This window comes from Plantibacter sp. H53, assembly GCF_001650455.1.
In the GTDB taxonomy this organism is placed as follows: Bacteria; Actinomycetota; Actinomycetes; order Actinomycetales; family Microbacteriaceae; genus Plantibacter; species Plantibacter flavus_A.
The window spans coordinates 97,012-123,077 of sequence record NZ_LWCT01000005.1 but is presented as its reverse complement, the minus strand read 5'-3'; the positions used below and the strand labels follow the sequence as shown (position 1 = coordinate 123,077).

At 69.8% G+C, this 26,066-nt stretch carries 20 protein-coding genes; 16 read left to right on the top strand and 4 right to left on the bottom strand.

Annotated elements, in window-relative coordinates; genetic code table 11:
• The first annotated feature begins 62 nt into the window (after positions 1 to 62).
• The 8 genes from A4X17_RS04655 to A4X17_RS04620 all read left to right on the top strand — a co-directional run bounded on the left by A4X17_RS04655 (position 63) and on the right by A4X17_RS04620 (position 11,127).
• A complete protein-coding gene (locus tag A4X17_RS04655; protein ID WP_082915912.1) occupies positions 63 to 1,661 on the top strand; it encodes an SDR family oxidoreductase in 1,599 nt (532 codons plus the stop codon).
• Between the two features lie 9 nt (positions 1,662 to 1,670).
• The gene (locus A4X17_RS04650; RefSeq protein WP_064294497.1) at positions 1,671 to 2,669 is read left to right on the top strand and encodes a malate dehydrogenase; all 999 of its coding nucleotides are present in this window, start codon (positions 1,671 to 1,673) and stop codon (positions 2,667 to 2,669) included.
• Between the two features lie 82 nt (positions 2,670 to 2,751).
• Positions 2,752 to 2,976 carry a heavy-metal-associated domain-containing protein gene (locus tag A4X17_RS04645; RefSeq protein WP_064294496.1) on the top strand — a complete coding sequence of 75 codons (225 nt, stop codon included), beginning with the start codon at positions 2,752 to 2,754 and terminating at the stop codon, positions 2,974 to 2,976.
• On the top strand, positions 2,976 to 5,270 hold the full coding sequence (locus tag A4X17_RS04640) for a cation-translocating P-type ATPase (RefSeq protein ID WP_064294495.1): 2,295 nt from the start codon (positions 2,976 to 2,978) through the stop codon (positions 5,268 to 5,270). The genes A4X17_RS04645 and A4X17_RS04640 overlap by 1 nt, the downstream gene beginning before the upstream one ends.
• A 75-nt stretch (positions 5,271 to 5,345) precedes the next feature.
• On the top strand, positions 5,346 to 6,626 hold the full coding sequence (locus A4X17_RS04635) for a GAF domain-containing protein (protein WP_082915917.1): 1,281 nt from the start codon (positions 5,346 to 5,348) through the stop codon (positions 6,624 to 6,626).
• Positions 6,627 to 6,740: 114 nt separating this feature from the next.
• Entirely contained in the window at positions 6,741 to 8,264 is a 1,524-nt protein-coding gene (locus A4X17_RS04630) for an aldehyde dehydrogenase family protein (protein WP_064294493.1), read from the top strand.
• A 121-nt stretch (positions 8,265 to 8,385) separates the two neighbouring features.
• On the top strand, positions 8,386 to 8,778 hold the full coding sequence (locus A4X17_RS04625; protein ID WP_064294492.1) for a DUF779 domain-containing protein: 393 nt from the start codon (positions 8,386 to 8,388) through the stop codon (positions 8,776 to 8,778).
• Positions 8,779 to 8,943: 165 nt separating this feature from the next.
• Positions 8,944 to 11,127 carry a DEAD/DEAH box helicase gene (locus tag A4X17_RS04620; RefSeq protein ID WP_064294491.1) on the top strand — a complete coding sequence of 728 codons (2,184 nt, stop codon included), beginning with the start codon at positions 8,944 to 8,946 and terminating at the stop codon, positions 11,125 to 11,127.
• A gap of 57 nt (positions 11,128 to 11,184) precedes the next feature.
• Here the strand turns inward: A4X17_RS04620 and A4X17_RS04615 are convergent, their stop codons facing one another.
• Positions 11,185 to 11,451 carry a mycoredoxin gene (locus A4X17_RS04615; RefSeq protein ID WP_064294490.1) on the bottom strand — a complete coding sequence of 89 codons (267 nt, stop codon included), beginning with the start codon at positions 11,449 to 11,451 and terminating at the stop codon, positions 11,185 to 11,187.
• 146 nt (positions 11,452 to 11,597) lie between these two features.
• On the opposite strand from A4X17_RS04615, the gene A4X17_RS04610 reads away from it, so the two are divergent.
• On the top strand, positions 11,598 to 12,626 hold the full coding sequence (locus A4X17_RS04610; RefSeq protein WP_064294489.1) for a 6-phosphofructokinase: 1,029 nt from the start codon (positions 11,598 to 11,600) through the stop codon (positions 12,624 to 12,626).
• A gap of 60 nt (positions 12,627 to 12,686) precedes the next feature.
• On the opposite strand, the gene A4X17_RS04605 is transcribed toward A4X17_RS04610, so the two are convergent.
• Positions 12,687 to 14,789 (bottom strand): S9 family peptidase, encoded by a 2,103-nt coding sequence (locus A4X17_RS04605; RefSeq protein WP_064294488.1) that lies wholly within the window; start codon positions 14,787 to 14,789, stop codon positions 12,687 to 12,689.
• Between the two features lie 76 nt (positions 14,790 to 14,865).
• Here A4X17_RS04605 and A4X17_RS04600 point away from each other — a divergent pair, with 76 nt between their 5' ends.
• The 4 genes from A4X17_RS04600 (at position 14,866) to A4X17_RS04585 (ending at position 19,258) form a co-directional block, all read left to right on the top strand.
• Positions 14,866 to 15,705 (top strand): aldo/keto reductase, encoded by an 840-nt coding sequence (locus tag A4X17_RS04600; RefSeq protein WP_064294487.1) that lies wholly within the window; start codon positions 14,866 to 14,868, stop codon positions 15,703 to 15,705.
• 53 nt (positions 15,706 to 15,758) lie between these two features.
• The gene (locus A4X17_RS04595; protein ID WP_197479018.1) at positions 15,759 to 17,603 is read left to right on the top strand and encodes a DUF2207 domain-containing protein; all 1,845 of its coding nucleotides are present in this window, start codon (positions 15,759 to 15,761) and stop codon (positions 17,601 to 17,603) included.
• 144 nt (positions 17,604 to 17,747) lie between these two features.
• Positions 17,748 to 18,926 (top strand): inorganic phosphate transporter, encoded by a 1,179-nt coding sequence (locus A4X17_RS04590; RefSeq protein ID WP_064294486.1) that lies wholly within the window; start codon positions 17,748 to 17,750, stop codon positions 18,924 to 18,926.
• Positions 18,923 to 19,258: a hypothetical protein gene (locus tag A4X17_RS04585; protein ID WP_064294485.1), complete on the top strand. Its 336-nt coding sequence runs from the start codon at positions 18,923 to 18,925 to the stop codon at positions 19,256 to 19,258. Before A4X17_RS04590 ends, A4X17_RS04585 begins: the two co-directional genes overlap by 4 nt.
• Before the next feature lie 218 nt (positions 19,259 to 19,476).
• Here A4X17_RS04585 and A4X17_RS04580 read toward each other — a convergent pair whose 3' ends face one another.
• Positions 19,477 to 20,754, bottom strand: coding sequence for a uracil-xanthine permease family protein (locus tag A4X17_RS04580; RefSeq protein ID WP_064294484.1), 1,278 nt, complete (start codon positions 20,752 to 20,754; stop codon positions 19,477 to 19,479).
• A 135-nt stretch (positions 20,755 to 20,889) separates the two neighbouring features.
• Between A4X17_RS04580 and A4X17_RS04575 the strand changes: the two genes are divergently transcribed.
• From A4X17_RS04575 to A4X17_RS04565, 3 genes are all read left to right on the top strand, one after another.
• Positions 20,890 to 22,341 carry an NCS2 family permease gene (locus A4X17_RS04575; protein ID WP_064294483.1) on the top strand — a complete coding sequence of 484 codons (1,452 nt, stop codon included), beginning with the start codon at positions 20,890 to 20,892 and terminating at the stop codon, positions 22,339 to 22,341.
• 64 nt (positions 22,342 to 22,405) lie between these two features.
• Positions 22,406 to 23,308 (top strand): phosphodiesterase, encoded by a 903-nt coding sequence (locus A4X17_RS04570; RefSeq protein ID WP_064294482.1) that lies wholly within the window; start codon positions 22,406 to 22,408, stop codon positions 23,306 to 23,308.
• Positions 23,309 to 23,485: 177 nt separating this feature from the next.
• Positions 23,486 to 24,964, top strand: coding sequence for an aspartate ammonia-lyase (locus tag A4X17_RS04565; protein WP_064294523.1), 1,479 nt, complete (start codon positions 23,486 to 23,488; stop codon positions 24,962 to 24,964).
• 74 nt (positions 24,965 to 25,038) lie between these two features.
• On the opposite strand, the gene A4X17_RS04560 is transcribed toward A4X17_RS04565, so the two are convergent.
• Positions 25,039 to 25,941: a fumarylacetoacetate hydrolase family protein gene (locus A4X17_RS04560; protein ID WP_064294481.1), complete on the bottom strand. Its 903-nt coding sequence runs from the start codon at positions 25,939 to 25,941 to the stop codon at positions 25,039 to 25,041.
• Positions 25,942 to 26,066 lie beyond the last annotated feature (125 nt).

Genomic DNA, 26,066 nt, shown 5'->3' with positions numbered 1-26,066 from the left:
ACAGCGGCGCCCGGCTGTACAGCCGGGCGCCGTCGTCGTCGACGGGTCGTAACGTTGCATCCATGACCGAATCATCGACTCCGAAGCGCGTACTCGTCACGGGTGCCACCGGCTACATCGGCGGGCGGCTCGTGCCGCGGTTGCTGGAGGCCGGGTACACGGTGCGGGTGCTCGTGCGCTCGCCGCAGAAGCTCACCGACGTACCCTGGCGCGAGCAGGTGGAGGTCGTCGAGGGTGATCTCGGGGACGCCGCCCGGGTCGCTTCGGCCTGCGAGGACGTCGACGTCGTCTACTACCTCGTGCACTCCATGGGCGGCAAGGGCGACTTCGAGCAGACGGAGCTCGCCGCCGCCGAGCACGTCGCCGCCGGCGCTGCGGCGGCCGGGGTCTCGCGCATCGTCTACCTCGGTGGCCTGCACCCCGAGGGCGTCGAGCTGTCGAAGCACCTGCGGTCCCGCACCGAGGTCGGGCGGATCCTGCTCGCCTCGGGCGTTCCGACGATCGTCCTGCAGGCCGGTGTGGTCATCGGCTCCGGATCGACCTCGTTCGAGATGATCCGCCATCTCACGGACATCCTGCCGTACATGCCGGCGCCGCGCTGGGTCCGGAACTTCATCCAGCCGATCGCGGTCCGTGACGTCCTGCACTACCTGCTCGCGGGCGCCGAGGTCGACCGCGACGTGAACCGCGCCTTCGACATCGGTGGCCCCGACGTCCTCCGGTACGGACAGATGATGAACGGCTACGCGGTCGAGGCCGGCCTCTCGCAGCGCCCGATCGCGCCGCTCCCGGTCCTCACCCCGTGGTTGGCCTCGCAGTGGGTGAACCTCGTGACGCCGATCCCGCGCCGGCTCGCGTCGCCGATCATCGAGTCGCTGCTCGTCGACTGCGTCATGGGCGATCACGACATCGACGCGGTCATCCCGCCGCCGGAGGGCGGCCTGACGGGGTACCGACGCGCGGTGCGCCTCGCACTGCAGCGCATGCGGGACGGTGAGGTCGAGACCTCCTGGCGGAACGCGACCGTGGACGGCGCGCCGAGCGACCCGCTGCCGAGCGACCCCGACTGGGCCGGACACACCGTCTACATCGATCTCAAGGAACGGAAGACCTCCGCGAGCGCCGACCGGCTCTTCTCGGTGATCGAGTCCATCGGCGGCGAGAACGGGTGGTACTCCTTCCCGCTGGCGTGGGCGATCCGTGGCTGGATGGACAAGCTCGTCGGTGGTGTCGGCCTCCGACGTGGTCGCGACGATCCGCAGCATCTCAGCGTGGGGGACGCCCTCGACTTCTGGCGGGTGGAGTACCTCGAACGCGGTCGGATGCTTCGCCTGCGCGCCGAGATGCGCGTGCCCGGACTCGCGTGGCTGGAGATGAGCGCGACCCCGGTCGGCGACGGCTCGGTCTACCGGCAGCGCGCGGTCTTCTTCCCGAAGGGGCTCGGCGGACGCCTGTACTGGTTCGCGATCCTGCCGTTCCACGGGATCATCTTCAACGGGATGGCGAACCGCATCACGGAGGCGGCCGTAGCACTGCCGTCCGAGACCTCGGCCCAACGGAAGAACCGCGTCGGTCCGGTGTCGCCGGAGGAGCACGAGGCGGTCGACTCCGCGGAGGCGGACATGCAGGCCTCACGACCCACGCCGGAGGCCGCGGAGTAGCGTGGCCGTATGAGCGAACCCACCGTCGTCACCGTCACCGGAGCCGGAGGCCAGATCGGCTACTCCCTGCTCTTCCGCATCGCGTCAGGTCAGCTGCTGGGGCCCGACCGGCCCGTCGCCCTGCGCCTGCTCGAGATCCCGCAGGGGCTCGGAGCGGCCGAGGGGACGGCATTGGAACTGCAGGACTGCGCGTTCCCGCTCCTGGCCGGGGTGGAGGCGACGACCGAGCTGTCGCGCGCCTTCGACGGGGTGGACGTCGCCCTGCTCGTCGGTGCCCGTCCCCGTGGTCCGGGCATGGAGCGAGCCGACCTCCTCGCGGCCAACGGCGGGATCTTCGCACCGCAGGGCGCGGCGATCGGAGCCGGTGCGTCCGACGACGTGCGCGTGCTGGTGATCGGCAACCCGGCCAACACGAACGCACTCATCGCGCAGTCGGCCGCCGCTGGGGTGCCGGCCGGACGGTTCACCGCCCTGACCCGACTCGACCACAACCGCGCCGTCGCGCAGTTGGCCGCCAAGACCGGCGCACCCGTGTCCGAGATCGACGGCGTCGTGATCTGGGGCAACCACTCGGCGACCCAGGTGCCGGACCTCTCCCACGCGACGGTCGGTGGTCGTCCGGCCCTCGAACTCGTCGACGAGGAGTGGATCGCCGACGAGTTCATCCCAAGGGTGGCGAAGCGCGGTGCGGAGATCATCGCGGTCCGGGGCTCATCGTCCGCCGCCTCGGCCGCTGCCGCGGCCATCGACCACGTGCACGACTGGGTGGACGGCACGGCGACCCCGGGCCGGCCGGAGCGCTGGACCTCCGTGGCGCTCCCATCGGAGGGCTGGTACGGCGTACCGGAGGGGCTCGTGAGTTCGTTCCCGGCCCGCTCGGTCGACGGACGCTGGGAGGTGGTCGAGGGGCTCGATATCGCGCCCGTCTGGCAGCGGCGCATCGACGCTTCCGTGGTGGAACTCGATGAGGAGCGGGCGGCGGTGCGGGCGCTCGGCCTGCTCGGCTGATCAGGCGATCGCGTCCCGCGGACGGTTGCAGAGGGTACCCCCTGGGGGTATAGTTGAGGCTCCGATCCACTGAGGAGGACGCATGTCCGAGACCACCGCAACCACCACGTACCGCGTCGACGGCATGACCTGCGCGCACTGCGTGTCCGCCGTCACGACCGAGCTCTCCGCGCTCTCCGGCGTGGACGGGGTCGCCGTGGATCTCGACGCGGGGACGGTCACGGTCTCGGGTGCCTCCTCGACGGACGAGGCCGCCATCGGTGCCGGCGTCCAGGAAGCCGGCTACACGCTCGTGGGTCGTCGCTGATGAGCGCGCCACTCATCCAGCTCGACCTCGACATCGAGGGCATGACCTGCGCGAGTTGTGTGGCACGCGTCGAGAAGCGGCTGACCGCGCTCGACGGTGTCGAGGCGCAGGTCAACCTCGCGACCGAACGGGCGACGGTGACCGCACCCTCCACCATCACCGCGGACGAGCTGGTCGCTGCCGTCTCGAAGGCCGGCTACACGGCGACGGTGCGTCCGCCCGCTGACGAACGCGCCGCAGTGAACCGGGAGCAGACTCCGACGTCGGGAACGACGCCCGACCCCTCGGCGACCGTGACGACGCTCCGCACCCGCCTCGTCGTCAGCGCGGTGCTGGCGCTGCCCGTCGTGCTGCTCGCGATGATCCCCGCCTGGCAGTTCGACCACTGGCAGTGGCTCTCGCTGACCCTCGCGACGCCGGTCGTCTTCTGGGGCGGGTACCCGTTCCACCGGGCGACGTTCGCGACGCTGCGACACGGCTCGGTGACGATGGACACCCTCATCACGCTCGGGACGGGGGCAGCGTACCTGTGGTCCGTCTGGGCGCTCTTCTTCGGCATGGCCGGGATGACGGGCATGCGGCACGAGTTCGCTTTCTTCGCACCCGACGCCGACCCGTCGAGCGCGCTGTATCTCGAGGTGGCCGCCGGCGTGACCGTCTTCCTGCTCGCCGGTCGCCTCATCGAGCAGCGGTCGAAGCGTGCCGCCGGCGAGGCACTCCGCGACCTCATGACGCTGGGCGCCTCGGAGGTCTCCGTGCTCCGGCATCGTGCGCCGGACCCCACCGACCTCATGGCGCCCACCCGCACCGAGGAACGGATCCCGATCGAGCAGCTGCTCGTCGGAGACCACTTCCTCGTGCGTCCCGGTGAGTCCGTCGCCACCGACGGGGTCGTCGTCGAGGGGGCGGCGAGTGTCGACGAGAGTCTCGTGACAGGGGAGTCCGTCCCGGTCGAGCTCGTAGCCGGCTCGCGGGTCATCGGTGGCACGATCGCGCGCGGCGGCAGTCTCGTGGTGCGGGCGACGGCCGTCGGCGCCGAGACGCAGCTGGCGCGTATGGCTCAGGCGGTCGAGGCGGCACAGCTCGGGAAGAGCCGGGTCCAACGGCTCGCCGACCGCGTCTCGAGCGTGTTCGTCCCGGTCGTGCTGGTGATCGCCCTCGGCACCGCCATCGTGTGGGCGCTCACCGGCTCGACCATGGAAGCGGCGTTCACCGCCGCGGTCGCCGTCCTCATCATCGCCTGCCCGTGCGCACTGGGGCTCGCGACCCCGGTGGCCCTCCTCGTCGGGACGGGACGCGGTGCGCAGCTCGGCATCCTCATCGCCGGACCGGAGGCGCTCGAGCAGGCGAGCGGGATCGACCGCATCCTGCTCGACAAGACGGGGACCGTCACGTCCGGGCGGATGAGCGTCACGGAGGTCTGGGCGGCCGGTGCGACGGACGAGGTGCTCGCCCTCGGCGCGGCGCTCGAGGCGGCCTCCGAGCACCCCATCGCCGAGGCGATCGTCGCGGAAGCGACCCGCCGCGACGCACCGCGTCCGGTGGTCTCGGACTTCGCGAGCCTCGAGGGTCTCGGCGTCACCGGCACGATCGACGGCGGAACCGTGCTGGCCGGACGTCCCGCCTTCGCGGAGGACCAGGGCTTCCGCATCGGACCGGACGCGGCGAGCGCCCTGGCTTCCGCCGCGGAGCGTGCGAGTACCGTGGTGGTCGTCGCCTGGGACGGCGAGGTCCGCGGCGTCGTCGAGGTCGCCGACACGGTGAAGCCGGAGGCCCGCGCCGCCATCGGACGCGCCGTGTCCCTGGGTATGACACCCGTGCTCCTCACCGGCGACAACGCGGCCGTTGCAGCGCGGGTCGCGGCCGAGGTCGGGATCACCGAGGTGATCGCTGACGCGAGCCCCGCCGACAAGGTCGCCGCCGTCGAACGGCTTCAGTCGGCCGGTCACCGCGTCGCCATGGTCGGCGACGGGGTGAACGACGCCGCGGCGATCGCCACGGCCGATCTCGGGATCGCCATGGGGACGGGCACGGATGCGGCCAAGGGTGCAGCCGACCTCAGCATCGTCTCCGGTTCCCTCGCCACGGCGATCGACGCCGTGCGGCTCTCCCGACGGACGCTCGGGATCATCCGCGGCAACCTGTTCTGGGCGTTCGCGTACAACGTGGCGGCGATCCCGCTCGCCGCCCTCGGCCTCCTCAACCCGATGATCGCGGGTGCGGCGATGGCGTTCTCCAGCGTGTTCGTCGTGCTCAACAGCCTGCGTCTCCGCCGGTTCCGTCCGGCCGCCTGAGGTTACCCGTCGACCGACGGGCTGTGGCGGATACACTGTCCGCAGAACCGGTCGACGTGGATGGGTGGTGGTGAGGTGTCCAGTCCGTGGCTGGCGGCCCCGGCGCGTGCCGAAGCGCAGCGTGGACTCGTCCGACGGCTCGTCCGCGAGTCGTGGGAACGGTCGATGGGCCGTCATCTCGATCCGGACAACCTCATGCCGGAGCTCGCCTTCGACGAGGACGAGTTGCGCGACCACCGCCTCGGACACCCGCTCGCCGGCGTCCTCCCGGTGATCACCAAGCTGCTGGTCAACGACGCGGACGACGACTCCGGCATGCTCGTCGCGGTGGGCGACGCCATGGGGCGGCTGCTCTGGGTGGACGGCGACCGTCATCTGCGGCGACGGGCGGAGGGCATGCTCTTCGTCGAGGGTGCCGGATGGTCCGAGCGGGAGGTGGGGACGAGCGCGCCGGGCACCGCGCTCGAACTCGACCACGGCATCCAGATCCACGCGGCCGAGCACTTCAACCGGCTCGTGCACCCGTGGAGCTGCACGGCGGTCCCGGTGCACGATCCCGAGACCCGGCAGATCATCGGCGTGATCGACATCACCGGTGGCCCGCAGGCGGTCGCCTCGCATGCGCTGCCACTGATGGAGGCCACCGCGGCCGCCGTCGAGTCCGAGATCATGGTGCAGCGGCTTCGCGCGGTCGCCGACCGTCGGTTCGCCGGTCGCGCACACACGGACACACCCCGCCGGACGACCGCGGTGCGGCCCGGCCTGCAGGTGCTCGGTCGTGACACCGGCCTGCTGATCGGACACGGGGCGAGCCGCCCGACCGAGCTCAGCCGACGGCACGCCGAGATCCTGACGCTGCTGGCCTGGCACCACCAGGGCCTCAGCGCCGATGCGCTCGCCGGGCTGCTCTACGACGGGGACGAGGCGGCGGTCACCCTCCGGGCGGAGCTCGTCCGGCTGCGGAAGGTGCTCGGCGGGACCGCGCCGACACTCGTGCCGGTCTCGCGGCCGTACCGGCTCACCACCCCGCTCCAGCTCGACGCCCACCAGGTGTTGTCCCTCCTCGACCGCGGCGCCCACCGCGCAGCACTCGCCGCGTACCCGGGTCCGCTCCTGCCGGACTCCACCGCCCCCGGTGTCATCGACCTCCGCGAGCGGGTCGCGACGCGCCTTCGCGAGGCGATGCTGACCGACGCCTCGGCGGATCTGTTGCACGACTACATCCGGACCGCGGCCGCGCCCGACGACGTCGAGGTCCTGCACGCCTGCCTCCGACTGCTGCCGCCGCGGTCACCGAAGCGCGCCGGCCTCGTCGCCCGCATCGAGGCGATCGACGCCGAGCTCTCGGCGTCCTGACGGCCGATCCGGTCCGCGGTCCGCGGCGCAACCTCCTGCAACCTCCCGCCGACTAGCGTCGACGGCACGCACCTGAGCGGTGCGACACCGACAACGTCGTCGACAAGGAGTGACATGACCGTCTACGCCAACCCGGGTACCGAAGGTGCCGTGTTCAGCTACGCCCCCCGCTACGACCACTTCATCGGGGGCGAGTACGTCCCGCCCGCGAACGGCCAGTACTTCGAGAACCCGACCCCGGTCACCGGAGCCGTGTTCACCGAGATCGCCCGAGGCACCGCGGCCGACGTGGACCGAGCGGTCGAGGCGGGATGGAAGGCGTTCCCCGCCTGGTCGAAGACGAGCGTCGCCGAGCGCGCGGTGATCCTGGGCCGCATCGCCGACCGCATGGAGGAACACCTCGAGGAGATCGCCGTCGCCGAGAGCTGGGAGAACGGCAAGCCGGTCCGCGAGACCCTGGCCGCCGACATCCCCTTGGCCATCGACCACTTCCGCTACTTCGCGGGGGCGATCCGCGCCCAGGAGGGCGGCATCTCGGAACTCGACCACGACACGGTCGCCTACCACTTCCACGAACCGCTCGGCGTCGTCGGACAGATCATCCCCTGGAACTTCCCGATCCTCATGGCCGTGTGGAAGCTCGCACCGGCGCTCGCCGCAGGCAACTGCGTCGTGCTGAAGCCGGCCGAGCAGACCCCGGCGTCGATCCACCTCATCGTCGACCTCGTGAAGGATCTGCTGCCGGCCGGCGTGCTCAACGTCGTCAACGGCTTCGGCATCGAGGCCGGGGCCCCACTGGCCTCCCACCCGCGGATCCGGAAGATCGCGTTCACCGGCGAGACGACGACCGGGCGCCTGATCATGCAGTACGCGAGCGAGAACCTCATCCCGGTGACGCTGGAGCTCGGCGGCAAGAGCCCGAACGTGTTCTTCGAGGACGTGGCGCGCGAGCACGACCAGTACTACGAGAAGGCGCAGGAGGGATTCAGCATGTTCGCCCTGAACCAGGGCGAGGTCTGCACCTGCCCGAGTCGGGCGCTCGTCCAACGGTCCATCTACGACGGCTTCGTGGGCGACGCGCTGACCCGCATCGGCAGGATCAAGCAGGGCAACCCGCTCGACACGGACACGATGATCGGTGCCCAGGCGTCGAACGACCAGCTCGAGAAGATCCTCTCCTACATGGACATCGGCAAGCAGGGCGGCGCGAAGCTGCTCATCGGCGGCGAGCGCGCCGACCTCGGCGGTGAGTTGAGCGGCGGGTTCTACGTCCAGCCGACCGTCTTCGAGGGGACGAACGACATGCGGATCTTCCAGGAGGAGATCTTCGGGCCCGTGCTCGCGCTCACGAGCTTCGCGGACTACGACGAGGCGATCTCCATCGCGAACGACACCCTCTACGGCCTCGGCGCTGGGGTGTGGAGCCGTGAGGCGACGACGCTGTACCGGGCCGGGCGGGCGATCGAGGCGGGACGCGTCTGGTCGAACACCTATCACCAGTACCCGGCGCACGCGGCGTTCGGCGGGTACAAGCAGTCGGGCATCGGCCGGGAGAACCACAAGATGATGCTCGACCACTACCAGCAGACGAAGAACCTGCTCGTGAGCTACGCGGAGGGGCCGATGGGCTTCTTCTGATCGACATCCCCGGTCCCTGAGCCCCATCCGGTCCCTGAGCTTGTCGAAGGGCGCCCATCGACAGGCTCGGGGACCGGCGGAGGGGCAGGGCCGGGCACACGACACGACGAAGGAGGACACCATGACCGGACGGGTCGAGGTCACCGACGCTGCGGCCGCACTGGTGCGGGAGATGACCGCGCTGCACGGACCGCTCATGTTCCATCAGTCCGGCGGATGCTGCGACGGGAGTTCGCCCATGTGCTACCCCGTCGGGATGTTCCGCACGGGCGCGGTCGACGTCCTGCTCGACACGCTCGACGTGCCCGGGCTCGACGCGCCGGTCGAGGTCTACATGTCGCGTTCCCAGTTCGAGTACTGGAAGTACACGCACCTGACGATCGACGTGGTGCAGGGGCGCGGCAGCGGGTTCAGCGTCGAGGCCCCGACGAGGCAGCGGTTCCTCATCCGCTCGCGCATGCTCGACGACGCCGAACTGGAGCGGTTCGGGCTCGTCGACAGCGCGCCGGACTGAGCGCTCGCGACCGATGCGGCCGATGGCGTAGACTGGGCACACGCCCGTCGGGCGCCCGTGTCGGTCTCGTGCAACGCTCTGTTGCTCCACGACGACCAGTCGGGCCCGGCGCCCGTCTCTTCCGGCCCCTCGGCCGATGAGGCTCTTCGACTGCTCAGGAGGAGCATGCCGCACACCGGCCAGCAACGCCGTTCCCAGGGGCGTTCCAGCACCCGTTCATCTGGCCGCTCGAACCCCAGAGGGTCCTCGTCGAGTCACGACGACGACGCGCCGATCATCCCCATCCTCGCCCGCAAGGTGCGCGAGGTCGAGGCGAAGGCGCAGAAGGGCAAGGTCGGGCCGACCAACCGGACCAAGTACCAGGTCATCGCCTTCCTCGTCCGCGAGGAACGAGCCAGGGTCAAAGCCGACACGACGTACAGCGACGCCACGCGGGCCGAGCTCCTGAAGCGCCTCGACGGTGTGGCGACCATCCTCGCCAAGACGGCGGCGCGCGACACCTCGCTCATCCAGCTCCTCGAGGCCGATGCGGCGACGAGCCCCGTCGCGCAGCGGCTCCGGCGCGACTGGCTCCTCGAGTCGGGCGCCGAACTCAGCGCCGACGAACTCATCATCACCGTCGAGAAGCCCGTCGTGGAATCCGTCGTCCCGGCCGAGCTCGCCGAGAAGCAGGTCATCCCGCAGTCGGTCAAGGCACGTCAGTTGGCCAATCCGTTCCTCGCCCCGGACTTCAGCCAGGCGGCACCGCAGCCGACCGTCCGTCGACGACTCGACAGCTGGGAGCTCATGGGCCCCCTGTACAAGGCGTTCGAGCTCGGTTCCGGCGGGGGAGCGGCCTCGATGGACCTGCCAGAGGCCCCCAAGCTCGACCGGCTCTCGCCGCGCGGCCTCGAGGTCATGAAGCACCAGGCGCGCTTCGTCGAGAGCGTCCGTGAAGGACACCGTTCGTTCCTGCTCGCCGACGAGCCTGGCCTCGGCAAGACCGCACAGTCGGTCCTCGCCGCCTCGGTCGCCGAGGCGTACCCGCTCCTCGTGATCGTCCCGAACGTCGTCAAGATGAACTGGGCGCGCGAGGTCGAGCGCTGGACGCCGCACCGACGCGCCACGGTCATCCACGGCGACGGCCAGGCGCTCGACGCCTTCGCCGACGTCATCATCGTGAACTACGAGGTCCTCGACCGCCACCTCGCCTGGCTCGGGACGCTCGGCTTCCGCGGCATGGTGGTCGACGAGGCGCACTTCATCAAGAACCTCCACTCCCAGCGTTCGCAGCACGTGCTGTCACTCGCGAACCGGATCCGGAAGGCGACGCCCGGCCAGGATCCGCTGCTGCTCGCGCTGACGGGTACGCCGCTGATCAACGACGTCGAGGACTTCAACGCCATCTGGCAGTTCCTCGGCTGGATCAAGGACGGCAAACCGACCGCCGAACTCATGGAGCGGCTCGAGGACACCGGCCTGACCCCCGCCGAGCACGCCTTCTACGCCGCCGCGCGGTCCGCCGTCATCGACATGGGCATCGTGCGCCGCAAGAAGCTCGACGTCGCCAAGGACCTGCCCGCCAAGCGCGTCGCCGACCTCCCGGTCGAGCTCGACGACGAGGCGATCCGGTCCATCCGCGACGCCGAGGCCGAGCTCGGGCAACGGCTCAAGTCCCGCTACGTGCGGGTGCTGGAGTCGCGTGGTGAGCGCGTCGACGCGCTGCACGAGCCGAACACCGACCTCATGCGCATGGTCGCCCAGGCCGAGCTCGACGAGTCCAAGGCCGCCGGTGGCACGGAGAACGTGTTCACCATGATCCGCAAGATCGGTCAGGCCAAGGCCGTCCTCGCCGCCGACTACACGGCGCAGCTCGCGAGGTCCGTGGGCAAGGTCGTGTTCTTCGCGAAGCACATCGACGTCATGAACGCGGCCGAACAGTTGTTCGCGGGTCGCGGCTTGAAGACGGTGTCGCTCCGCGGCGACCAGACCGCGCAGGCGCGTCAGGCCGCGATCGACGCCTTCAACACCGATCCGGAGGTCGCGGTCGCGGTCTGTTCGCTCACCGCCGCCGGCGTCGGCGTCAACCTGCAGGCCGCGTCGAACGTCGTGCTCGCCGAGTTGTCCTGGACGGCCGCCGAGCAGACCCAGGCGATCGACCGCGTGCACCGCATCGGTCAGGAGGAGCCGGTCACCGCCTGGCGGATCATCGCCGCGCACACGATCGACGCGAAGGTCGCGGAACTCATCGACAGCAAGCAGGGCCTGGCCGCTCGCGCGCTCGACGGCAGCGACCAGGACGTCGCATCGGTCGACTCGGTGCAGCTGAACGCCCTCGTCCACCTGCTCCGCGAGGCGCTGGGGGCCTGACGCCCGATACGTCCGGCCGGATGACCACGGGTCGCCTGGCCGGACGTCGTCGGCGGGTCAGACGCCGAGAGCCGCCTTCACCTGCGCGAGCGACGGGTTCGTCGCGGTCGAGCGGTCGGGGAAGATCACCGTCGGGACCGTCTGGTTGCCGCCGTTCAGCGAGGCGACGAGGTCGGCGGTCCCCGGGACCTGCTCGATGTCGACCTCGGTGAACGGGATGCCGGCTGCGGACAGCTGGTGCTTCAGTCGGGCGCAGTACCCGCACCAGGTCGTGGAGAACATCGTGATGCCGCCATCGGCGGGCAGGTAGTCGTCGGCACTCATCCCAGCAGCCTAACCCCGGTGGACGAGGCACCGACCCTCTGGGCCGGAGGACCACCGGCGCCGGATGAAGCACCGTCGGCGAGACGGTATTGTCGGGGATGACTCCCGGCACCTGAGGTGCCCCGATCCCCATGAGGACTGTTGATATGAGAATTGGTGTGCTCACGAGCGGCGGCGACTGCCCCGGCCTGAACGCGGTCATCCGAGGAGCGGTCCTCAAGGGGACGAAGATCCACAACCAGGAGTTCATCGGCATCCGCGACGGGTGGCGAGGTGTCGTCGAGGGCCTGACGATGCCGCTCGACCGCCACAGTGTGCGCGGTCTCGCCAAGCAGGGTGGCACCATCCTCGGCACGAGCCGGACCAACCCGTTCGAAGGACCCCACGGCGGCCCGGAGAACGTCCAGCACACCATGGACCGGCTCGGCATCGACGCGCTCATCGCCATCGGCGGCGAGGGCACGCTCGCCGCGGCGAAGCGTCTGACCGACGCCGGCCTCAAGATCGTCGGCGTCCCCAAGACGATCGACAACGACCTCGACGCCACCGACTACTCCTTCGGCTTCGACACCGCCGTCGAGATCGCGACCGAGGCCATCGACCGCCTCCGGACGACCGGTGAATCGCACAAGCGGTGCATGGTCATCGAGGTCATGGGCCGGCACGTCGGCTGGATCGCTCTGCACGCCGGTATGGCGGCGGGTGCCCACGCCATTCTCATCCCGGAACAGCCGCAGTCGATCGAGCAGATCTGCGAGTGGGCGGACAGCGTCTACCAGCGCGGTCGCGCCCCGATCATCGTGGTGTCCGAGGGCTTCACGCTCGACACCATGGAGACCGCGCACTCCGAGAAGGGACTCGACGCGTTCAACCGTCCCCGTCTCGGCGGCATCGCCGACGTGCTGGCACCCGAGATCGAGCGCCGGACGGGCATCGAGTCGCGCGCGACCGTGCTCGGCCACCTGCAGCGCGGTGGCGTCCCGAGCGCCTACGACCGCGTGCTCGCCACCCGCCTCGGCATGGCCGCCATCGACTCCGTCATGGCCGGCGATTGGGGCACGATGATCGCCCTCCGAGGCACCGAACTCGTCAACTGCCGCTTCGAAGAGGCGCTCGGCAAGCTGAAGACCGTGCCGCAGGAGCGCTACGACGAAGCGGCGATCCTCTTCGGCTAGACACCCGCCGCACCGACGACGCCCCTGCTCCCGACGGAGCAGGGGCGTCGTCGCTTCGGATCAGGCCGGATCGGTGTCCGTGAGTCCGAGCACGTCGAGCAGCCAGGCGAGCTCCTCGGCGCGCTCACGCCACGCGTTGTACCGACCGCTCACCCCACCGTGCCCGGCGCTCATCTCGATCTTCATCAGTGCCGGCGCTCCGGCGTCCCGCAGGCGGGCCACCCACTTCGCGGGTTCCACGTACAGGACGCGGGTGTCGTTGAGACTCGTCGTCGCGAGGATGCGCGGGTAGCGCTTCTCCGGGTCGACGTTCTCGTAGGGACTGTAGGCCTTCATGTACGCGTAGACCTCGGGGTCGTGGAGCGGATCGCCCCATTCGTCCCATTCGATGACCGTCAGGGGGAGCGACGGGTCGAGGATGCTCGTCAGCGCGTCGACGAACGGAACGCCGGCGAGGATGCCCGCGAAGCGGTCGGGAGCACGGTTCGCCACGGCGCCCATGAGGAGGCCGCCTGCGCTGCCGCCCTCGGCGACGAGCCGGTCAGGCGTCGTCCAGCCCTCGCGGATGAGATGGTCGGCCACGTCGACGAAGTCGCTGAAGCTGTTCTGCTTGTGGAGCTTCTTGCCGTCCTCGTACCAGTGGCGCCCGAGTTCACCGCCGCCGCGCACATGGGCGATCGCGAAGGTCACGCCGCGGTCGAGCATCGACAGTCTCGCGATCGAGAAGGACGGGTCCATGCTGGCCTCGTACGAGCCGTACCCGTAGAGGTGGAGCGGCCCGGGCCCCTCGACACCGACCCGGCGCACGATGGAGATCGGCACCCGGGTCCCGTCCACGGCCGTCGCCCACTCCCGGAACTGCTCGTAATCCGCCGGGTCGTAGTCGCCGAGGACCGGCTGCTGCTTGCGCACGAAGCGTTCGCCGGACCGGAGGTCGAGTTCGAGCACGGTGGACGGCGTCACGAGGGACCCGTATCCGAACCGGAGCATCGGTTGAGCCCATTCACCGTTGCCGTGCCAGCCGACGGTGGACAGCGGTTCGTCGAAGGCGATCTCGTCGATGTCGCCACTCGTCGGGTCGAGCAGGCCGATGCGGGTCAGGCCGTCGCGCCGGTAGGAGACGGTGGTCACGGCCTCGAACGCCTCGACGTCCTCGAGCCGGCGCTCGCTGCTGTGCGCGACGACGACCCGCGCCGTGCCGAGCGGATCCGACAGCGGCACCTCCACGAGCTCGAAGTCCGGCGCGTCCCGGTTGTGCAGGATGAGCAACCGGTCTGCGCCGTCGGCCACCCGGTGTTCGACGCTGTACTCGACGCCGTCGGTCCGCGGCCAGACGATCCGCGCCTCCTCGGACAGTGCGTCGGCGGGGACGAGTCGGGTCTCGCTCGTGACCGAGGAGCCTGCCTCGATCAGGAGCAGTGCGCGGCTGCGGGTGAATCCGGCGCCGACCCAGAACCGCTCGTCGGGCTCGTGGAAGAGGACCGTGTCGTCGTCCTGGGATGTCCCCACCCGGTGCAGGTGCACGGTGTCGGGGCGCCAGCTCTCGTCGACCGTCGTGTAGACGATGGCGGTGCCGTCGGGGGAGAACTCCGCCCCGCCCGCGGTCCCGAGGAGTTCGTCGTCGAGGTCGACGCCACTCGCGAGGTCCCGGACACGGACGGTGTACCGCTCGTCGCCTTCGACGTCGACGCCGTAGAGCAGTCGCGTGCCGTCGTCCGACACGTCGAAGCTGCCGAGGGAGAAGAACTCGTGGCCCTCCGCCTCGACGTTGGCGTCGAGGATGATCTCCTCGCCGGGGGCCGCGCCGCCCTCGGGCAGGGTCGGCGGCGTCCAGTCCTCCGGGTCGGCGACCGGGATGCGGCACTGGATGCCGTACTGGCGGCCTTCGACACTGCGGCCGTAGTACCACCATGCACCGGAACGGGTCGGGACCGAGAGGTCGGTCTCGAGCGTGCGACGCTTGATCTCCTGGAAGATGCGCTCGCGCAGTCCGGCCAGATGCGCCGTCTCCTGTTCGGTGTAGGCGTTCTCCGCCTCCAGGTGCGCGATCACCTCAGGCGACTCCTTCTCGCGGAGCCACTCGTACGGGTCGACCACGGTGTCGCCGTGGTGGGTGCGTTCGGTCGGTCGGGTCTGGGCACGGGGGGCAGAGAGCTTCGCCATGGTCCAACGCTAGTCGAGGCGCGCCCTCCCAGCCCGCTCGGAGCCATCCGAGGGCCGCCGGGTCTAGCGTGGGGTGATGACGACCATCCCAACATTCGCGCTCAACGACGGTTCGAGCGTCCCCGCGATCGGTTTCGGCACGTACCCCCTGCGGGGCCGCGAGGGCACCGACGCCACGCTGTCCGCCATCGACGCGGGCTATCGACTGATCGACACCGCCGTCAACTACCGCAACGAGGACGCCGTCGGCGCAGCGGTCCGCGAGACCGACGTGTCCCGCGACGAACTCGTCGTCGCGACGAAGCTGCCCGGCCGCGACCACGGTTTCGAGGAGACCATCACCTCGTGCCGCGGATCCCTGGCCTCGCTCGGCCTCGACCACATCGACCTGTACCTCATCCACTGGCCGAACCCCTCCGTCGGCCGCTTCGTCGAGTCGTGGAAGGCCATGATCCAGCTGCAGCGCGAGGGCCTCGTCCGCAGCATCGGCGTCTCGAACTTCACCGAGGAGTTCCTGACCCGCCTCGCCGACGAGACGGGTGTGCTGCCGGCCGTCAACCAGGTCGAGTTGCACCCGTACTTCCCCCAGGAGGAACTCCTCGCGTTCCACCGCGAACACGGTGTCCTCACCGAGGCCTGGAGCCCGCTCGGCAAGGCGCAGGCACCGTTCGCCGAGGAGCCCGTCGCAGCGGCCGCCGCGGCGCACGACGTCTCGCCGGCGCAGGTCGTCCTCCGCTGGCACCACCAGCGCGGCGTGCTCCCCATCCCGAAGTCCGCGTCCCCGGAACGCCAGCGCACGAACATCGACGTCTTCGACTTCGCACTCAGCGACACCGAGGTGCAGGCGATCACCGCACTCGGGCGGACGGACGGAAGGCTCTTCGACGGAGACCCCAACACCCACGAGGAGATGTGAGTCCCGGCGGGCGCGTCCGCGCGCCCGCCGGCACCCCTCCTAGACTTGGCCGGGTGAAGCCCAGACGTCATCGCCTGTCCCCGGTCCGTGCCCGCTCGTCGCGGGTGCTCCTCGTCGCCCTCGCCCTGGCGGTCGGTGCACCGCTCATCGCGACCCTCGCGAGCACGCAGCCCGCCGCGGCCGACGCTCGGACCGACGTCTCCGACTTCACCTTCTCGTCCTTCGACGGCGACTACACCCTGAGCCGTGGCGGCGACGGTCAGGCCGAGCTGCGCGCGGTCGAGACCTTCGTCGCGGAGTTCCCCGACTCCGACCAGAACAAGGGCATCATCCGAGCGATCCCCGACGAGTTCGACCGGGCACCACTGCACACGGAGATCGTCTCGGTGACCGACGCCGACGGTGCGCCCGTGGAGTGGGAGACCGACCGCGACGGCGACTTCCTCGAGCTGTCGCTCGGAACGGACGACTACGTGCGCGGCACGCAGAGCTACGTCATCACCTACACGCAGCGCGGCGTCGTCGGCGCCTATCGCGACACACGTTCCGACGAGTTCTACTGGGACGCGCCCGGGACCGGTTGGGACCAGCCGTTCGCCGACGCCAGCATGACGGTGCGGGTCGCCCCCGACATCGCCGATGCCCTCACCGGTGACGGCGCCTGCTACCGCGGGGATCCGGACGACAGCTCGCCGTGCGACCTCTCCCAGGCGGAGGACGCCGATGGCGACGTCTTCACGACCTCCTCCGTCCCGCTGCAGGCCCGCCAGACGCTGACGGTCGCGATCGGGTTCGAACCGGGCACCTTCGTCCAACCGCCCCGCCCCGGCGAGGCACCGGTCTTCTCCATCGTCCCGATCGTCCTCGGCGCGCTGTCGGCCGCGGGGCTCGGAGCACTCCTGTGGATCCGACTGCGCTTCTGGCGTGACCACCCCGGTCGTGGCGTCATCGTGCCGCAGTACTCCGTCCCGAAGCAGATGAACCTCCTGCTGGCGGGCGACCTCGCCGGACGCGCCTCCTCGTCGATGGCAGCCGAGATCGTCAGCCTCGCCGTCCGCGGCAAGCTCCGGATCGTGGACGGACCGGGCAAGAAGGACTACTCCCTGCAGTACCTCGACGACAGCGCGACGGATGAGCAGGAGCGGCGCGTGCTCGCCGCGCTCTTCCCCGACCGGAACCGACCGCGGGAGATGAAGCAGGTCGACCCGGCGCTCGGCAAGGCGGTCACCGCGGAACTCGCGGCCGCCAAGCGGAACGCCCTCGACCTCGGCCTCCGACGCTCGGTCTCCTCCGGGCGGGCGTGGATCATCGTGGGGGCGCTCGCCGTCCTGGGAGTCGCCGGGATCGTCTTCTTCGGGGTCGCCTACTCCCAGCGAGCGGACAACGGCTGGTCGGTCGCTGCGCTCTTCGTGACCGGGATCGCGCTGCTCGCCGGGATCGTGTTGGCCATCGCGCCGAAACCACTCACCGCCACCGGTGCCGATGCGCGGGACGAGTTGCTCGGCCTCCGCGACTACCTCGCGCTGGCGGAGCAGGACCGCTTCCGCATGTTGCAGAGCCCCGACGGTGCCGAACGGGTGGACCTCGGCGACCCCGGCCAGCTCGTCCGGGTCACCGAACGACTCCTGCCCTTCGCCGTGCTCTGGGGCGTGGAGCGCGAGTGGGCGAAGGAGCTGGGCATCCGCTACGAGCAGGCCGGGAGCGCGCCGTCGTGGTACGCCTCGAACACCCCGTTCCAGGCGGCGATGTTCGCGAACGCGTTCTCCGGCTTCTCCGGATCGGCCTCGAGTACGTCGGCGTCCTGGTCCACCAGTGGGGGAGCGAGCTCGTCCGGCGGCTCGACGGGCGGCGGCTTCGCGGGCGGCGGCGGAGGCGGCGGAGGCGGCGGCGGGCGCTGATCGGCGTCGAGTTGACCTCGACCGGGCAGGGTGTAAGGATCGTGTACGGCGGGTGAACCGCCCGTATCCAGCACGTGAATTCCCCCCAAACACCTCGTCGGGGAGCACTGTGTCCGTATTCGCTCCGCCTCGAGAAAGACACCAGTGGAACTCGTTACCCTGACTGTCGTGCTGGTCATCGCACTGGCACTGTTCTTCGACTTCACGAACGGGTTCCACGACACGGCGAACGCCATGGCGACCCCGATCGCCACGGGCGCCCTCAAGCCGAAGACCGCCGTCCTGCTCGCCGCGATCCTCAACCTCGTCGGTGCGTTCCTGTCCACGGAGGTCGCGAAGACCATCTCGGGCGGGCTCATCCGGGAGGGCGAGGGCGGCATCCGGATCGGACCGGAGCTGATCTTCGCCGGACTCATCGGCGCGATCGTATGGAACATGCTGACCTGGCTCCTCGGTCTGCCGTCGTCCTCCAGTCACGCCCTGTTCGGTGGACTCATCGGCGCGGCGATCGTCGGCGCCGGCTTCGGCTCGATCGACTTCGGTGTGGTCCTCTCCAAGGTCATCCTCCCGGCGCTGATCGCCCCCGTCACGGCCGGCGTGGTCGCCTATTCGGCGACGAAGCTCGCCTACCGGATCACGCGGCGCTACGACGGTAAACCCGACGGCCGCGACGGGTTCCGGTACGCGCAGATCTTCTCCTCGTCCCTCGTCGCCCTCGCGCACGGCACGAACGACGCACAGAAGACCATGGGCGTCATCACCCTCACCTTCATCGCTGTCGGCGTGCAGGCGGTCGGCACCGGCCCCGAACTCTGGGTCATCGTCGTCTGCGCCCTCGCCATCGCGCTCGGCACCTACATGGGCGGCTGGCGGATCATCAAGACCATCGGCACCGGGCTCACCGACGTCAAGCCGGCACAGGGCTTCGCGGCCGAGACGAGCACCGCCGCCACTATCCTCGCGTCGAGCCACCTCGGCTTCGCCCTCTCCACCACGCAGGTCGCCTCCGGGTCCGTCATCGGCTCCGGCCTCGGGCGACGCGGATCGAAAGTCCGCTGGGGGACCGCCGGGCGGATCGCCCTCGGTTGGTTGATGACCCTTCCCGCGGCCGGCATCGTCGGAGCACTCGCCGCCGCCGTCGCCCACCTCGGTCTCGTCGGCATCATCATCGACGCCGTGGTGGGGGTCGGCGTCATCCTCACCATCTTCCTCATCTCGCGCCGGAACCAGGTCGACCACAGCAACGTCGTCAGTGAGGTCGCCGACTCCGGTCGCGCGGTCAAGATCAAGCGCAACCCCAAGCCCAAGAAGGTGAAGAAGTGATCGACTGGGCAGCATTCCTGATCGTCTTCGCGACGTCGCTCGTCGGCGCGACCGCGATCGTCAGCCTGTACTCCCTCGGGCTCCGGCTCCTGACCACCGCCGGGCGCGTGCCCGTGGTGGCGCCGGCCGAGTTCACCGACGCGATCACGGTCATCACGCCGGAGGAGGCCGCGAAGGCGGCGAAGCGCGCTGCGAAGGCCGCTCGGAAGAACCCGTTGACCCCAGCCCAGCAGAACCTGGCCCGCGCCGGTGCCTACGCCTGCTTCGCCCTGTGTGCGGGGGCGGTCCTCTTCGGCATCTACCTGATCGTGCCCTTCTTCCACCAGGGCTGACCCCGCGGATTCGCCAGCGCACCGCGCTGACGCGAGCGCGGGCCACCGGTCCGGGCCCGATGCGTGTGGGTGCGCCGGCGCGGTGCGCTGGCGTGAAACGCATCTACCCGGCGTGACCGCTGGTCACACACGTGAGCGCGGGGCTCCAGAGACCCGCGCTCACGCGTACGACCCGCGCTGGCGCCAGCGCACCGCGCTGACGCCCCGCACCGGACGGGTCAGGCGGTCTTCCGCCAGCGACCGATGGTCGTCATCACGTGGTAGATGACGATCGCGGCGATCGTGCCGAGCGCGATCCCGTTGAAGCTGACGTCACCACCCGCCACCCAGGTGAAGTCGGCGATGCCGATGATGAGGGCCGTCGCCGCGGTGAACTGGTTGACGGGCTTCGAGAAGTCGACCTTGTTGTCGAGCCAGATCTTCACGCCGATGATGCCGATGAGTCCGTACAGGGCCGTCGTGACGCCGCCGAGGACGCCCGCCGGGATGGTGTTGATGACCGCACCGACCTTGGGGGAGAGGCCGAGGAGGACCGCGAACAGACCGGCGACCCAGTAGGCCGCCGTGGAGTAGACCCGTGTCGCCGCCATGACGCCGATGTTCTCGCCGTAGGTCGTCGTGCCCGAACCGCCGCCGAAGCCGGCCAGCATCGTCGCCAGGCCGTCGGACAGGAGTGCGCGACCGGTCTGCTTGTTCACGGAGGCGTCGGTCATCTGTGCGACACCCCGGATGTGGCCGACGTTCTCGGCGATGAGGACGAGCACGACGGGGAGGAACGCCGGGAGGACCGCCCAGACCGCCGGGTTCGAGATCGGGTTGTCCGCGAGGTGGAACTCGGGGAGGCCGACCCATGCGGCGTCCGCGATCTTCGAGAAGTCGATCTCCTGGCGGATCGCCGCGACGATGTACCCGACCACGACACCGATGACGATCGACAGACGGCCGAGGATCCCTCGGAACACCACGGTCGACAGGATGACGGCCGCGAGCGTCACGAGGGCGGTGATCGGAGCCGCCACGAAGTTGTTCTTCGCGGCGGGGGCGAGGTTGAACCCGATGAGCGCGACGATGGCACCGGCGACGACCGGCGGCATGAGCGCATCGATCCACCCGGTTCCCGTGACCTGCACGACGACGCCGACGAGCGCCAGGAGGAGGCCCACCGCGAGGATGCCGAAGAGGGCGCTGCCCATGCCCTGGCTTGCGACCGCGGCGGAGATGGGGGCGATGAAGGCGAACGACGAGCCCAGGTAGCTCGGCACGCGGTTCTTGGTGATGACGAGGAACAGGAGGGTGCCGACGCCCGAGAAGAACAGCGTCGTGGTGGGCGGGAACCCGGTCAGCACCGGGACGAGGAACGTGGCACCGAACATCGCGACGACGTGCTGCATGCCGAGGCCGATGGTCCGCGGCCAGGTGAGCCGTTCACCGGGGCCGACGATCGCGTGGGTCGGGACGTGCTTGCCGTCGCCGTGCAGAGTCCAGGGCAGCGCCATGTGAGCTCGATTCCGTGAGGAGGGTGCTGGTTAAGGGGTCCAGCCGATCGTAGCGGCACCCTCGCATCCCGGTCGTCGCGGGGCGGTCCGCCGTGCCGGTACGCTGGTTGCTTCGATGCAGACCCAGGAGGTCCAGTGACCACGACGCCCACCGCTCCGCGCTCGTTCCGAGAGCGTCTCGACGGTTTCTTCGAGATCAGCAAGCGCGGCTCGACCGTCGGAGGTGAGGTGCGCGGCGGCCTCGTGACCTTCGTCGCGATGGCCTACATCGTCATCCTCAACCCGATCATCCTGAGCGGCTCGGCCGACGTCACCGGTGGCGAACTCGGCTTCGCCCAGGTCGCGGCCGTGACCGCGCTGACCGCCGGTGTCATGACGATCCTCTTCGGACTCGTCGCACGCCTGCCGTTCGCCTTCGCCGCGGGTCTCGGCATCAACTCGTTCCTCGCCGTGAGCGTCGTCGGTCAGGTCACCTGGGCCGAGGCGATGGGGCTCGTCGTCATCAACGGTCTGATCATCGTCCTCCTCGCGGCGACCGGCCTCCGCGCCATGATCTTCAACGCGGTGCCCATCCAGCTGAAGATCGCGATCACCGTGGGCATCGGTCTCTTCATCGCGTTCATCGGGTTCGTCGACGCCGGTTTCGTCCGGTCGACGGGCGCCGGTTCGCCGCCGGTCGGCCTCGGGATCGAGGGCTCGGTCGCCACGGTGCCGACCGCCGTCTTCGTGATCTCCCTGCTGCTCACGGGCGTGCTCGTCGCCCGCAAGATCAAGGGGGCGCTGCTCATCGGGATCGTCGCCTCGACGATCATCGCCATCATCGCGGAGGCGATCTTCAAGGTCGGTGCCTCGAACGGCGGCGAGAACGCCGGTGGCTGGAACCTGAGCGTCCCGACCCTGCCCACCCAGGTCGTCGGGGTCCCCGACCTCAGCCTGCTCGGCCAGGTGAGCTTCGGCGGCTTCGAGCGCATCGGTGTCCTCGCCGCGCTCATGCTCGTCTTCACCCTCGTGTTCACGAACTTCTTCGATGCCATGGGCACGATGACCGGGCTCTCGAAGGAGGCCGGTGTGGCGGACGCCAAGGGTGACTTCCCGCGTCTCCGCTCGGCGCTCATCGTCGAGGGTGTCGGCGCGGTGGCAGGTGGCGCGACCTCGTCCTCCTCGTCGACCGTCTTCATCGAATCCGGCGCGGGCATCGGCGAGGGTGCACGGACCGGCCTCGCGAACCTCGTGACCGGCGCCTTGTTCCTGCTCGCCATGTTCTTCACGCCGCTCACGCAGATCGTTCCCTCCGAGGTCGCGGCCGCCGCGCTCGTCATCGTCGGGACGCTCATGATGTCGCAGATCAAGGACATCGTCTGGACCGAGTTCTCGGTCGCGCTCCCGGTGTTCCTGACGGTCGTCGTCATGCCACTGACGTACTCGATCGCCAACGGCATCGGCGCCGGCTTCATCGCCTGGGTCGTGCTCCGCTCCCTGTCCGGGAAGGCACGCGAGATCAGCCCGCTGCTGTGGGTCGTCGCGGCCGGGTTCCTCGTCTTCTTCGCCCGCGGACCCATCGAGCAACTCCTCGGCGTCGCGTCCTGACCGGACCGTCGGCCGTCCGCGGACGGCCGACGGCTCCGTCGGGGGTGCGTCCTAGACTCGTGCCATGACTTCCGACGTCCGATTCGGTCAGTACCCGGCACCCGGCCGGGTCATCGTCCACCTCAGCGATCCGCACCTCCTGGCCGACGGCCGACGCCTCTACGACGCGGTCGACGTGCAGGCCAACCTGGAGCAGGCCCTCCGCCAGATCGAGCGCATGGAGCTCCGGCCCGACGCGATGGTGTTCACGGGCGACCTGGCCGACCTCGGCGAGGCCGACGCGTACCGTCGCCTGCGCGAGCGCGTCGAGCCCGTCGCCGAGCGCCTCGGTACCACGATCGTCTGGCTCATGGGCAATCACGACGAGCGCTCGGTCATGCGGACGGAGCTGCTCGACCTCCCGGCGGGGGAGCAGCCGCTCGACGCCGTCTGGGACTTCGGCGGACTGCGCGTCATCGGTCTCGACTCGACCGTCCCGGGCTGGCATCACGGCGAGCTGGAGGACAGCCAGCTGGAGTGGCTGCAGACGGTCCTGGCCGCCCCGGCGCCCCTCGGCAGCATCCTGGCCATGCACCACCCGCCGGTGCCCTCGAGCATCCCGTTCTTCGACATCCTCGAACTCCGCGACCAACACCGGCTCGAAGCCGTGCTGCGAGGGAGCGACGTCCGGGCCATCCTGGGCGGCCATCTGCACTACTCCACCTCGAGCACCTTCGCGGGCATCCCCGTCCAGGTCGCGAGCGCGAGCTGCTACTCGATGAACCTCTCGCTGCCGTCCGTGGAGGTGAACGGGATGTTCGGCGGTCAGTCGTTCAACCTCGTCCACGTGTACGACGACCGCATCACCCACTCCACGGTGCCGCTCGGTGACTACACCACCGCGGGCACCTTCAGCGCGGCGTTCGTCGACCGCATGGCCGCCCTGAGCCCGGCCGAGCGGCTCGAGGCGTTCTCGCGCAAGCGGTGACCCACGGGAGCTGAACCGCAGGCACGGAACCGTCTCGTGTCCGAGACACCGCAGCGGCATCGGGGATCGCGCCCGGCTACGCTGGAGGGGACATCCACCCACCAGGCAACGGAGCCACGAGTGACGATCAGCACCACCAGCAGCAGCATCCCCACCACCCTTGGAGCAGACGACGACATGGCGGACAGGACGAACAGCGACGAGACCCGGACGGAGTCGGATTCCCTCGGTTCGATGGAGATCCCGGCCGACGCGTACTGGGGCATCCACACGGCACGCGCGCTCGAGAACTTCCCCATCACGAAGCGTCCGATCTCCGTCTACCCCGACCTCGTCGTCGCCATCGCGAGCGTCAAGCAGGCCGCCGCCCGCGCGAACGCCGAGATCGGAGTCCTCGACCCGGCGAAGGCGAACCTCATCGACCGCGCGTGCCAGATCATCATCGACGGTGACTTCCACGAGGAGTTCCTCGTCGGCGTGATCCAGGGCGGTGCGGGCACGTCGACGAACATGAACGCGAACGAGGTGATCACGAACATCGCGCTCGAGCTCGCCGGCCACGCCAAGGGCGAATACCAGTTCCTGCACCCGCTCGACGACACCAACCGGTCGCAGTCCACCAACGACGTCTACCCGACCTCGATCAAGATCGCGCTCGCGTTCTCGCTGCAGTTCCTCCTGACGGAGCTCGGCCTGCTGCGCGACTCGTGCAGTGCCAAGTCCGTGGAGTTCTCCCACGTCCTCAAGGTCGGACGCACGCAGCTGCAGGACGCCGTGCCGATGACCCTCGGGCAGGAGTTCCACGGCTTCGCGACGACGCTCACCGAGGACTACGACCGCCTCCACGAGACCCTCTGGCTGCTCGCCGAGGTGAACCTCGGTGCCACCGCGATCGGGACGGGGATCACCGCCGACCCGCGCTACGCGGAGGCCGTCGTCCGTCACCTCAACCAGATCACGGGCCTCGCGCTCACCACGGCACCCGACCTCATCGAGTCGACGAGCGACGCCGGCGGGTTCATGTCGTTCAGCGGCACCCTGAAGCGGAGCGCCATCAAGCTCTCCAAGATCTGCAACGACCTCCGTCTGCTGTCGAGCGGTCCGCAGGCCGGCCTCGGCGAGATCAACCTGCCGCCACGGCAGGCCGGATCGAGCATCATGCCGGGCAAGGTCAACCCGGTCATCCCGGAGGTCGTGAACCAGGTGGCGTTCAGCGTCGTCGGCGCCGACATGACGGTCACGATGGCGGCCGAGGCCGGGCAGTTGCAGCTCAACGCCTTCGAACCGGTCATCGCCCACTCGCTGCTGCAGAGCATCGTCTGGATGGCGCAGGCGTGCAAGACGCTGCGGGTGAACTGCATCGACGGCATCACGGCGAACGAGGAACGACTCGAGGTGATGGTCGGCGCGTCCGTCGGTGTCATCACCGCCCTGACCCCGTTCATCGGGTACCAGTCGGCTGCGGCGCTCGCGAAGACCGCGCTGCTCACGGGCCGCAACGTCGCGGACCTCGTGGTCGAGGCCAACCTCATGACGCGCGACGAGGTGACGAAGCAGCTCTCGCCCGCGCGGCTCTCGGGGATCGAGGCCGTCACCTCGGCCATCCCGATCATCGATCTGCCGATCCCGGGCGCGGACTCCGACCCGAGTCGCTGACCGACGCGGTGGCAGACAGCGAAGCCGTCCGGACCAGGGTCCGGACGGCTTCGTCGTGTGCTGTGAGGGACGGGCTACCCGGCGGTAACCGTGCAGTGCGTCGTGAGCGAACCGACGCCTTCGACGGACACGGTCACCGTCGCGCCGTCGGTCAGGAAGACCTGCGGGTCGCGCGAGTATCCCGCGCCGCCCGGGCTGCCCGTCGAGATGAGTGTTCCGGGCAGGAGGGTCGCGGAGCCCGTCAAGTGTTCGATGAGCGTCGCGACGCTGCGGACCATGTGGCTGGTCGAGGAGTCCTGGAGCGTCACGCCGTCGAGGACGGTCGAGATGTGGAGGTCCTGCGGGTCGGGGATCTCGTCCGCGGTCACGACCACCGGGCCGGTCGGGGTGAACCCGTCGAAGGACTTGCAGCGCGACCACTGCGCCTCGGAGTACTGGATGTTGCGGGCCGTGATGTCGTTGACGACGGTGTACCCGAACACGTAGCCGAGCGCATCGGCCGCATCGACGTCGCGAGCGGCCCGGCCGATGACGACACCGAGCTCCGCCTCGTAGTCCACCTGCTCGCTGATCGCCGCGGGCCAGCTCGTGGTGCCCTCGTGACCGGTGAGCGAGTTGGCCCATAAGCCGAAGATGGTGGGGGCGTTGTCGGTCTTGAGGTTGAGCTCCTGCGAGTGCGCCGAGTAGTTGAGCCCGACCGCGAGGATCGTCGGCGGACGGAGGACCGCGGACGCGTGCACGAGCCCGTCGAGGGGTTCTCCGCTGACACCGTGGGCGAGCGAGGTCTCGACGAAGCTCCGCACGCGGTCCAGCTCGGCCGGGCCGCGTTCGATGAGCTCCTGGAGGTCGCGCGGGGCGTCCTCGAGGATCTCGTCGAGGAACACCGCCCCGGTGTCGCTGATGACGGCGAGTCGGACCCGCGGCTCTGCGGGGGTACTCGGCTGGTGGTCTGTGGCGACGAAATGGGCGAACTTCACCCGTCTACGGTATCGCAGGCGCATCGGGCGCGGGCGTTGTGGACATACCGGTCCGAGCTGCGGGGGCCCGGACACGACGGAACGGGATGCGAGACGGCTCCTCGGGCGACCGCCCCGGACAGACT

Coding starts and splice junctions, on each gene's coding strand:
- A4X17_RS04655 (WP_082915912.1), top strand. CDS start 63: ATGACCGAATCATCGACTCCGAAGCGCGTACTCGTCACGGGTGCCACC.
- A4X17_RS04650 (WP_064294497.1), top strand. CDS start 1,671: ATGAGCGAACCCACCGTCGTCACCGTCACCGGAGCCGGAGGCCAGATC.
- A4X17_RS04645 (WP_064294496.1), top strand. CDS start 2,752: ATGTCCGAGACCACCGCAACCACCACGTACCGCGTCGACGGCATGACC.
- A4X17_RS04640 (WP_064294495.1), top strand. CDS start 2,976: ATGAGCGCGCCACTCATCCAGCTCGACCTCGACATCGAGGGCATGACC.
- A4X17_RS04630 (WP_064294493.1), top strand. CDS start 6,741: ATGACCGTCTACGCCAACCCGGGTACCGAAGGTGCCGTGTTCAGCTAC.
- A4X17_RS04625 (WP_064294492.1), top strand. CDS start 8,386: ATGACCGGACGGGTCGAGGTCACCGACGCTGCGGCCGCACTGGTGCGG.
- A4X17_RS04620 (WP_064294491.1), top strand. CDS start 8,944: ATGCCGCACACCGGCCAGCAACGCCGTTCCCAGGGGCGTTCCAGCACC.
- A4X17_RS04615 (WP_064294490.1), bottom strand. CDS start 11,451: ATGAGTGCCGACGACTACCTGCCCGCCGATGGCGGCATCACGATGTTC.
- A4X17_RS04610 (WP_064294489.1), top strand. CDS start 11,598: ATGAGAATTGGTGTGCTCACGAGCGGCGGCGACTGCCCCGGCCTGAAC.
- A4X17_RS04605 (WP_064294488.1), bottom strand. CDS start 14,789: ATGGCGAAGCTCTCTGCCCCCCGTGCCCAGACCCGACCGACCGAACGC.
- A4X17_RS04600 (WP_064294487.1), top strand. CDS start 14,866: ATGACGACCATCCCAACATTCGCGCTCAACGACGGTTCGAGCGTCCCC.
- A4X17_RS04580 (WP_064294484.1), bottom strand. CDS start 20,754: ATGGCGCTGCCCTGGACTCTGCACGGCGACGGCAAGCACGTCCCGACC.
- A4X17_RS04570 (WP_064294482.1), top strand. CDS start 22,406: ATGACTTCCGACGTCCGATTCGGTCAGTACCCGGCACCCGGCCGGGTC.
- A4X17_RS04565 (WP_064294523.1), top strand. CDS start 23,486: ATGGCGGACAGGACGAACAGCGACGAGACCCGGACGGAGTCGGATTCC.